This is a genomic window from Streptomyces sp. NPDC005303 (genome assembly GCF_040607335.1).
Classification (GTDB): Bacteria; Actinomycetota; Actinomycetes; order Streptomycetales; family Streptomycetaceae; genus Streptomyces.
On the sequence record NZ_JBEXGM010000043.1, the window covers coordinates 49566 to 58619 of the forward strand.

A 9054-nucleotide genomic window follows, 5' to 3' on the forward strand; every position below is an offset into this window, starting at 1 on the left:
GCGCCGACGCGCGGGTAAGGTCTGCGCCTGTGAGTGGTACTTCCCCGGCTCTCAAGCCTCCCGCCGACGCCGCGCAACCCGTGCGCCACCCGGACGCTCCCGCGCCCGGTGAGCTGCTCGGTGCGCATTACGGCCAGTGTTTCGGCTGTGGCGGCGAGCAGCCCCACGGGCTGCACCTGGAGGCGCGGGCCGGCGAGGGGGTCTCGGTCACCGCCGAGTTCACCGTGCGCCCCGCCCATCAGGGCGCTCCCGGACTCGCGCACGGCGGTGTGCTCGCGACCGCCCTGGACGAGACCCTGGGCTCGCTCAACTGGCTGCTGCGCACGATCGCGGTGACCGGACGCCTGGAGACCGACTTCGTGCGGCCGGTGCCCGTCGGCACGGTGCTGTACCTGGAGGCCGAGGTGACCGCGGTCGCCGAGCGGAAGATCTACTCGACCGCCACCGGCCGGATCGGCGGTCCGCAGGGACCCGTCGCGGTCCGCGCGGACGCCCTGTTCGTCGAGGTCAAGGTCGACCACTTCATCGACAACGGCCGTCCGGAGGAGATCCGGGCCGCCATGGACGACCCGGACCAGGTCCGGCGTGCCCGTGCCTTCGAGGTGAACCCGTGAGCCGTGACCCCCTGAGCGTGCTGATCCGGCGCGTCGACCCCGACGTACCGCTTCCGTCGTACGCGCACCCCGGTGACGCGGGGGCCGATCTGCGGACCACCGAGAGCCGCGAACTGAAGCCCGGGGAGCGGGCCGTGCTGCCCACGGGGGTGTCTGTGGCGCTGCCGGAGGGGTACGCGGCCTTCGTGCACCCACGATCCGGTCTCGCCGCCCGCTGCGGTGTCGCTCTCGTGAATGCCCCGGGGACGGTTGATGCCGGGTACCGTGGGGAGATCAAGGTGATCGTGGTGAATCTCGACCCGCACGAGTCGGTGCGGTTCGAGCGTTTCGACCGGATTGCCCAACTCGTCGTCCAGCAGGTCGAGAGGGTCCGCTTCCAGGAGGTCGCGGAGCTTCCCGAGTCGGCGCGGGCCGAGGGGGGCTTCGGGTCCACCGGCGGTCACGCCGCCGTGGGCGACGGGGGCGATACAGACGCTGAGGCCGCCGTGGGCGGCACAACGGGTGGGAATCGATACGCATCGGTCGTATCCGACCGGGAAGGACAGTGACGTGTTCGGACGTCGCAAGAAGAAGGGTGCCGCCGAGGACGCGGCCGGCGAGGCCGAGCAGGTCGTCGACAGCGTCGACACTGAGGCGGACGACGTAGAGCGCGAGCGCGTACGGCTGGAGCCGGAGCCGCGTCCCGACGGACCCTGGGACGACACCGAGGTCCGCGACCCCGCCGAGGGCCGGGTGGACCTGGGCGGTCTGTTCGTGCCGGGTGTCGACGGCATGGAGCTGCGGGTCGAGGTCGCGGGCGACGCGATCGTCGCGGCCACCGTCGTCCTGCGTGACAGCGCCATCCAGCTCCAGGCCTTCGCCGCTCCCAAGCGGGAGGGCATCTGGGGCGAGGTGCGCGAGGAGATCGGCTCCGGCATCACCCAGCAGGGCGGCATCGTCGACGAGGTCGAGGGTCCGCTGGGCTGGGAGCTGCGCGCCCAGGTGCCGGTGCAGCTGCCGGACGGCACGGGCGGCTTCCAGGTCGTGCGGTTCGTGGGTGTGGACGGTCCGCGCTGGTTCCTGCGCGGTGTGATCTCGGGACAGGGCGCGGTGCAGCCGCAGGCGGCCGGGCTCCTGGAGCAGATCTTCCGGGACACGGTCGTGGTCCGCGGCGAGGGCCCGATGGCGCCCCGCGACCCGATCGTCCTCAAGCTGCCGAACGACGCTCAGATGGTCCCCGAGGGTATCCAGCAGCAGGACGAGGGCTCCCGCTTCTCCGGCGGTATGGGTCAGCTCCAGCGCGGACCGGAGATCACCGAGGTCCGCTAGTACGACGTCGAGGGCCGTACCCCGTTGCGGGGTGCGGCCCTTTGTCGTGCGTGGACTCTTGACGGCCGATTGGTCTGTACCTACCTTCTCCGCTCAACGCCTCTGTTCATAAAGGCGCTTTCCGTTCATGTACGAGAACGAAAGGCCCCCACGCATGCGCAGAACCGCACTCCTCGCCGCCGCTGCCGCCCTGGTCGCCGGCGCCCTCGCCTGGCCCGCTGAGGCCGCCCCCGCCACCTTCGTCCACCCCGGGGTCGCCGTCTCCCAGGGGCAGTTGGACTTCGCCCGCGGCAAGGTGAACGCGGGTGCCCAGCCCTGGAAGAGCGCCTTCGACCAGATGCTGGCGAGCAGGTACGCCGATCTGAACCGCACGCCCAAACCGCGCGCGGTCGTCGAGTGCGGGTCGTACTCGAACCCCAACTACGGCTGCACCGACGAGCGCGAGGACGCGATCGCCGCCTACACCGACGCCCTCGCCTGGTACATCACCCGCGACGAGCGGTACGCCAGGAAGGCCGTCCAGCTCATGGACGCCTGGTCGGCGGTGATCACCGACCACACCAACAGCAACGCGCCCCTTCAGACCGGCTGGGCCGGCTCCACGTGGCCCAGGGCCGCCGAGATCATCAAGTACACGTACACCGGGAGCTGGCCGAACTCCGGGCGCTTCGCGACCATGCTGCGGAACGTCTATCTGCCCGAGGTCATCAACGGCTCGAACTCCAACGGCAACTGGGAGCTGTCGATGACGGAGGCGGCCGTCGGCATCTCCGTCTTCCTGGAGGACAAGACGTCGTACGACAAGGCCATGGCGAGGTTCCGCACCCGTACCGCGGCCTATGTCTACCTCGCCTCCGACGGCGAGCTGCCGAAGACCGTGCCGAGCCAGAACCTCGACACCCGGGACAAGATCGTCGGTTATTGGCAGGGGCAGTCCACCTTCGTCACCGGCCTCACCCAGGAGACCTGCCGGGACCTCACCCATACCGGGTACGGCATCTCCGCGATCTCGCACGTCGCCGAGACGAGCCGGATCCAAGGGCAGGATCTGTACGGCACCGACGTGGGGGAGCGGCTGCGGCAGGCGCTGGGGTTCCAGGCCAAGTACGAGCTGGGGACGGCGGTGCCGAGCTGGTTGTGCGGTGGGTCGCTGAAGCTCGGGCTCGGGCCGGTCACCGAGGTCGGGTACAACGCCTTGCACAACAGACTTGGCATGGGCATGACTAACACGCAAGCGCTGACCGAGCGGAACCGTCCGGCGGGCAGCAACAACCTCTTCGTGGCCTGGGAGACCCTCACCCACGGGGACAACCCGAGCTGAGACCGTTGAAGGCCGGGGCGCCGGGCGGTGATACTGGCGCCCGGCTTCAGGGGTTCGGGTTTCGCGGTGTCACGGGGGAGGACGCATGACTCAGGTGGTCACCGAGACCATGGTGCGGGTCGAGGGCATCCACAGGTCGTTCGGCGCGGGGGCCGCCGCGGTGCACGCGTTGCGCGGAGTCTCCTTCGAGGTGCCGCGCGGGGAACTCGTCGCTCTCAAGGGGCGCTCGGGATCCGGGAAGACCACGCTCCTCAACGTCGTCGGCGGGCTCGACCGGCCCGACCGGGGGCGGGTCGTGCTCGACGGGGTGGACCTCGCCGGGTTGGACGAGGACGGGCTGCTGGCCCTGCGCCGGGACCGCATCGGCTTCGTCTTCCAGTCCTTCGGGCTCATCCCGATCCTCACCGCCGCCGAGAACGTCGGCGTGCCGATGCGGCTGCGCCGCATGGACGCACGCGCGCGTGAGGAGCGCGTCGAGTTGCTGCTGGCCCTGGTCGGCCTCGCGGACCACGCGAAGCAGCGGCCGGGTGAGCTCTCCGGCGGCCAGCAGCAACGTGTCGCCATCGCCCGCGCCCTCGCCAACAACCCCGCCCTCCTCGTCGCCGACGAGCCGACCGGGCAACTGGACGCGGAGACCGGGCACGCCGTCATGGAGCTGCTGCGGGCCGTCGTACGCAGTGAGAACGTCACCGCCCTGGTCGCCACCCACGACACGACCCTCCTGGACCTGGCGGACCGGGTCCTGGAGCTGAGGGACGGGGAGATCGTGGCGCACTGAGGGGGCGTCGGGCCGCGCTTCCCGTGCGGGGCGGGCGGGGAGCGGGGTGCGTTTCGGGCTGCCTCGGACAGAGGGGGCCGGTGCCGTGACCGCGAGGGGGCTTCGGTGAGTCCGGTGCGGCCACGAGGGGGTGCGGCTTCCGTCCGGGGCGCCGGACGATCATCTTTGTTGCCGCGCAGTACGTGGGTCGGCGGCTCGGCGGGGGCGGCCACCGCCCGTCTCCCTTCCCGGGCTCCCTCCTCGGCCTCCTCGGCCGCCAAGCCGGGCTTCCAAGGTCCCCGTACGGCGTTCAGGGCCACCAGGTGCGCCCGGCTCTCTGCCACCGAGCCCCGGCCTCCCACGCCCAGCCCCGAGGCTCCGCAGGGCCCCGCCGCGGTGTCCCGGACCCCGCGTCAGAGTTCCGTCAAAGAGCGCCCCGGCGCCGCTCCTGACGCCCGCTGCCGGGAGCGGCGGCCGTAAGGTCGACGCTGCGCAGGCAGTATTGACCGGAAGACACTGAATCCATGGGACGCGGCAAGCTTCGGATCTACCTCGGTGCGGCACCGGGCGTCGGCAAGACGTACGCGATGCTCTCCGAGGCGCACCGCAGGATCGAGCGGGGCACCGACTGTGTCGTGGGCTTCGTGGAGCACCACGGGCGGCCGCGTACCGAGGTGATGCTGCACGGGCTCGAGCAGATCCCGCGCAGGGAGGTCGAGTACCGGGACTCCGTCTTCACAGAGATGGACGTCGACGCCGTCCTGCGGCGGGCCCCCGCCGTCGCCCTGGTGGACGAACTCGCGCATGCCAACATCCCGGGCTCGCGCAACGCCAAGCGCTGGCAGGACGTGGAGGAACTGCTCGCGGCCGGGATCGACGTGGTCTCGACCGTGAACATCCAGCATCTGGAGTCGCTCGGCGACGTCGTCGAGGCGATCACCGGGGTGCGGCAGCGGGAGACCGTCCCCGACGAGGTCGTACGGCGGGCCGACCAGATCGAGCTTGTCGACATGTCGCCCCAGGCGCTGCGGCGGCGGATGGCCCACGGCAACATCTACCAGCCCGACAAGGTCGACGCGGCCCTGTCGAACTACTTCCGGCCCGGCAACCTCACCGCCCTGCGCGAGCTCGCGCTGCTGTGGGTGGCCGACCGGGTCGACGAGTACCTCAAGCAGTACCGCAGCGAGCACCGGGTCTCGAAGATCTGGGGGTCCAGGGAGCGGATCGTGGTCGGGCTGACCGGGGGGCCGGAGGGACGGACGCTGATCAGGCGGGCCGCGCGCCTGGCCGAGAAGGGCGCCGGCGGCGAGGTGCTCGCCGTCTACATAGCCCGCAGTGACGGTCTGACCTCCGCCTCGCCGAAGGAGCTCACCGTCCAGAGGACCCTCGTCGAGGACCTGGGAGGAACCTTTCACCACGTGGTCGGCGACGACATACCGGCCGCGCTGCTCGACTTCGCGCGCGGGGTCAACGCCACCCAGATCGTCCTCGGCTCCTCCCGCCGCAAGACCTGGCAGTACGTCTTCGGCCCCGGCGTCGGCGCGACCGTGGCCCGCGAGTCCGGGCCCGACCTGGACGTGCACATCGTCACCCACGACGAGGTCGCCAAGGGGCGCGGACTGCCCGTCGCCCGCAGCGCGCGGCTCGGACGGGCCCGGATCCTGTGGGGCTGGCTGGTCGGCCTGACCGGCCCGGCGCTCCTGACGGTCCTCCTCACCACCGTCGACCTCGGCCTCGCCAACGACATGCTGCTGTTCCTGGCGGTCGTGGTCGCGGCGGCCCTGCTCGGCGGACTCTTCCCCGCGCTCGCGTCCGCCGCGGTCGGCTCGCTGCTGCTGAACTACTTCTACACACCGCCCCTGCACCGCTGGACCATCGCCGACCCGAAGAACATCGTCGCCATCGTGATCTTCGTGGGCGTCGGCATCTCGGTGGCCTCCGTCGTCGACCTGGCGGCCAGGAGGACCCACCAGGCCGCCCGGCTGCGCGCCGAGTCGGAGATCCTGTCCTTCCTCGCCGGGAACGTCCTGCGCGGCGAGACCCGCCTGGAGGAGCTCCTGGAGCGCGTCCGGGAGACGTTCGGCATGGAGTCGGCGGCCTTGCTGGAACGGGCGGGTGACGTCGAGCCGTGGACCTGCGCGGGCCGGGCGGGACTGGGACCGCCCGTGGAGCGGCCGGAGGACGCCGACGTCGACATGCCGGTGGGCGATCACATGGCGCTCGCGCTCACCGGCCGGGTGCTGCCCGCCGAGGACCGCCGGGTGCTCGCCGCCTTCGCCGCCCAGGCCGCCGTCGTCCTGGACCGGCGCAGGCTCCAGGAGGAGGCCGACCAGGCCCGCACGCTGGCCGAGGGCAACCGCATCCGTACGGCGCTCCTGGCGGCCGTCTCGCACGACCTGAGGACGCCGCTCGCGGGGATCAAGGCGGCCGTCTCCTCGCTCAGGTCCGACGACGTGGCCTGGTCCGAGGAGGACCAGGCCGAGCTCCTTGAAGGCATCGAGGAGGGCGCCGACCGGCTGGACCACCTCGTGGGCAATCTGCTCGACATGTCCCGCCTGCAGACCGGCACGGTCACCGCGATCATCCGCGAGATCGACCTCGACGAGGTGGTGCCGATGGCGCTCGGCGGGGTGCCGGACGGGAGCGTCGAGCTGGATGTCCCGGAATCGCTGCCGATGGTCGCCGTCGACCCGGGGCTGCTGGAGCGGTCGGTGGCCAACCTGGTCGAGAACGCCGTCAAGTACAGCCCGCCGGACGACCCCGTCCGGGTCTCCGCCAGCGCCATCGCCGACCGGGTCGAGGTACGGGTCGTGGATCGCGGCCCCGGCGTCCCCGACGAGGCCAAGGAGCGCATCTTCGCGCCCTTCCAGCGCTACGGCGACGCCCCGCGCGGCGCCGGGGTGGGGCTCGGGCTCGCGGTGGCCCGGGGTTTCGCGGAGGCCATGAACGGCACCCTCAACGCCGAGGACACGCCCGGCGGGGGTCTCACCATGGTGCTGACGCTCCGCGCGGCGGACGCGCACGCCCAGTTCCTCGCAGATGACTTCGAAGACGCAGAATCCGAAAGGCAGGCCACATGACCAGAGTGCTGGTCATCGACGACGAGCCGCAGATCGTGCGCGCCCTCGTGATCAACCTCAAGGCGCGCGAGTACGAGGTCGACGCGGCGCACGACGGCGCCACCGCGCTCCGGGTCGCCGCCGCCCGCCACCCCGACGTGGTCGTCCTCGACCTGGGCCTGCCCGACATGGACGGCGTCGAGGTGATCAGGGGGCTGCGCGGCTGGACCCGGGTGCCGATCCTCGTGCTGTCCGCCCGGCACTCCTCCGACGAGAAGGTCGAGGCACTGGACGCGGGCGCCGACGACTACGTCACCAAGCCCTTCGGCATGGACGAGCTGCTCGCCCGCCTGCGGGCCGCCGTGCGCCGCGCCGAGCCCACCGGGGGCGGCGAGGACGACGTACTGGTGGAGACCGACGAGTTCACCGTCGACCTGGCCGCCAAGAAGGTCCGCAAGCACGGCAGGGACGTTCGTCTCACTCCCACCGAGTGGCACCTGCTGGAGGTGCTGGTCCGCAACACCGGCCGGCTGGTCGGCCAGAAGCAGCTCCTCCAGGAGGTCTGGGGGCCGTCGTACGGGACGGAGACGAACTACCTGCGGGTCTACATGGCCCAGCTGCGGCGGAAGCTGGAGGCCGACCCCTCGCATCCGAAGCACTTCGTCACGGAACCGGGCATGGGATACCGGTTCGAACGCTAGTGCTGCGGGTACAACGCTGTCGGCGCACCCCGGTACGCTTTCGGATATGAGTGCTGTTCCTCGTTCCGAGAAGCCGGTGGGCCGGTTCCGGCGCATGCTCGACCGGCTCTCCTCGTCGCAGGAGGATCTGGAGTCCGAGGAGTTGCGGGAGGACACCGAGACCGCCGGCTGCACCCGGATCGGTGATTGTCACGACCGCCAGATCGTGACAGTTACTGGTACCTTGCGCACGGTCACCCTGCGACCGCGCGCGGGCGTCCCGGCCCTGGAGGCCGAGCTGTTCGACGGCTCCGCCGCCCTGGACGTGGTGTGGCTCGGCAGGCGCTCCATAGTCGGGATAGAACCGGGGCGCAAGCTGATCGCATCGGGCCGGATCTCGATGAGCCGGGGCCGCCGGGTGCTGTTCAATCCGAAATACGAACTCCGACCCGTGGGACGGGAGTAGCCGGTGACGTCTCTCGACAAGCCGACCGAAGACACTGAGGCCGAGAACGCACGGGCGGTGACCGAGGCCGCCCTGTTCGAGGCCTTCGGCGGCGTCCGGGGCATGGTCGAGACGGTCCTGCCGGGCCTGCTCTTCGTCACGATCTTCACGATCAACAAGGACCTGCACCTGTCGGCGATCGCCGCGCTCGCGGTGTCGCTGCTGCTGGTCGTGGTCCGTCTGGTCATGCGGGACACCGTCAAGCACGCCTTCAGCGGTGTCTTCGGCGTCGCCTTCGGTGTCGTCTTCGCGATGATGACGGGCAACGCCAAGAACTTCTACCTACCGGGCATGCTGTACACCCTGGGCCTCGGCCTGGCGTACGTCATCACCACGCTCGCCGGTGTGCCGCTGATGGGTCTCATCCTCGGCCCGGTCTTCAAGGAGAACCTCTCCTGGCGGACCCGCAACCCCGGCCGCAAGAAGGCGTACGCCAAGGCCAGTTACGCCTGGGGCGGCATCCTGCTCGCCAAGTGCGCGATCCTCTTCCCGCTGTACTGGTGGGCCGACACCGCGCAGCTCGGCTGGGTCCTGGTCGCCCTGAAGATCCCGCCGTTCCTGCTGGCCGTGTGGCTCACCTGGGTCTTCCTCGCGAAGGCGCCGGCTCCGATCGACGTGTTCGCGGAGATGGAGGCCGAGGAGAAGGCCGAGGAAGAGCGCAAGGCGGCGCAGGCCGCGGAGCGCGGGGACACGGAGGCCGCGGGCGGGCGGCACCGACGAGAAGCCTAGATCGCTCTACGACGACGGAGGGCGCCCCGCGTGTGCGGGGCGCCCTCAGGTAGGAAGTGGGGGGGGGGTGGAATCAGGTTT

At 70.9% G+C, this 9054-nt stretch carries 9 protein-coding genes; all 9 read left to right on the forward strand.

Annotated elements, in window-relative coordinates; translation table 11 throughout:
* Positions 1 to 29: 29 nt before the first annotated feature.
* The 9 genes from ABZT93_RS36460 to ABZT93_RS36500 all read left to right on the forward strand — a co-directional run bounded on the left by ABZT93_RS36460 (position 30) and on the right by ABZT93_RS36500 (position 8973).
* Positions 30 to 614, forward strand: coding sequence for a PaaI family thioesterase (locus tag ABZT93_RS36460; RefSeq protein WP_356112761.1), 585 nt, complete (start codon positions 30 to 32; stop codon positions 612 to 614).
* Positions 611 to 1162: a dUTP diphosphatase gene (dut, locus tag ABZT93_RS36465; RefSeq protein ID WP_356112763.1), complete on the forward strand. Its 552-nt coding sequence runs from the start codon at positions 611 to 613 to the stop codon at positions 1160 to 1162. Before ABZT93_RS36460 ends, dut begins: the two co-directional genes overlap by 4 nt.
* A 1-nt stretch (position 1163) precedes the next feature.
* A complete protein-coding gene (locus tag ABZT93_RS36470; RefSeq protein WP_356112765.1) occupies positions 1164 to 1922 on the forward strand; it encodes a DUF3710 domain-containing protein in 759 nt (252 codons plus the stop codon).
* Positions 1923 to 2076: 154 nt separating this feature from the next.
* Complete coding sequence (locus ABZT93_RS36475; RefSeq protein WP_356112767.1) at positions 2077 to 3243, forward strand: alginate lyase family protein; 1167 nt, start codon at positions 2077 to 2079, stop codon at positions 3241 to 3243.
* A gap of 85 nt (positions 3244 to 3328) precedes the next feature.
* Positions 3329 to 4021 carry an ABC transporter ATP-binding protein gene (locus ABZT93_RS36480; protein WP_356112768.1) on the forward strand — a complete coding sequence of 231 codons (693 nt, stop codon included), beginning with the start codon at positions 3329 to 3331 and terminating at the stop codon, positions 4019 to 4021.
* 503 nt (positions 4022 to 4524) lie between these two features.
* Positions 4525 to 7080, forward strand: a complete 2556-nt coding sequence (locus tag ABZT93_RS36485) for a sensor histidine kinase KdpD (RefSeq protein WP_356112770.1) — start codon at positions 4525 to 4527, stop codon at positions 7078 to 7080.
* Entirely contained in the window at positions 7077 to 7760 is a 684-nt protein-coding gene (locus tag ABZT93_RS36490) for a response regulator (protein WP_356112772.1), read from the forward strand. The genes ABZT93_RS36485 and ABZT93_RS36490 overlap by 4 nt, the downstream gene beginning before the upstream one ends.
* Positions 7761 to 7806: 46 nt before the next feature.
* Positions 7807 to 8205 carry an OB-fold nucleic acid binding domain-containing protein gene (locus ABZT93_RS36495; RefSeq protein ID WP_037710883.1) on the forward strand — a complete coding sequence of 133 codons (399 nt, stop codon included), beginning with the start codon at positions 7807 to 7809 and terminating at the stop codon, positions 8203 to 8205.
* Positions 8206 to 8208: 3 nt separating this feature from the next.
* Positions 8209 to 8973: a DUF3159 domain-containing protein gene (locus ABZT93_RS36500; RefSeq protein WP_356112774.1), complete on the forward strand. Its 765-nt coding sequence runs from the start codon at positions 8209 to 8211 to the stop codon at positions 8971 to 8973.
* The last annotated feature ends 81 nt before the right edge of the window (positions 8974 to 9054 follow it).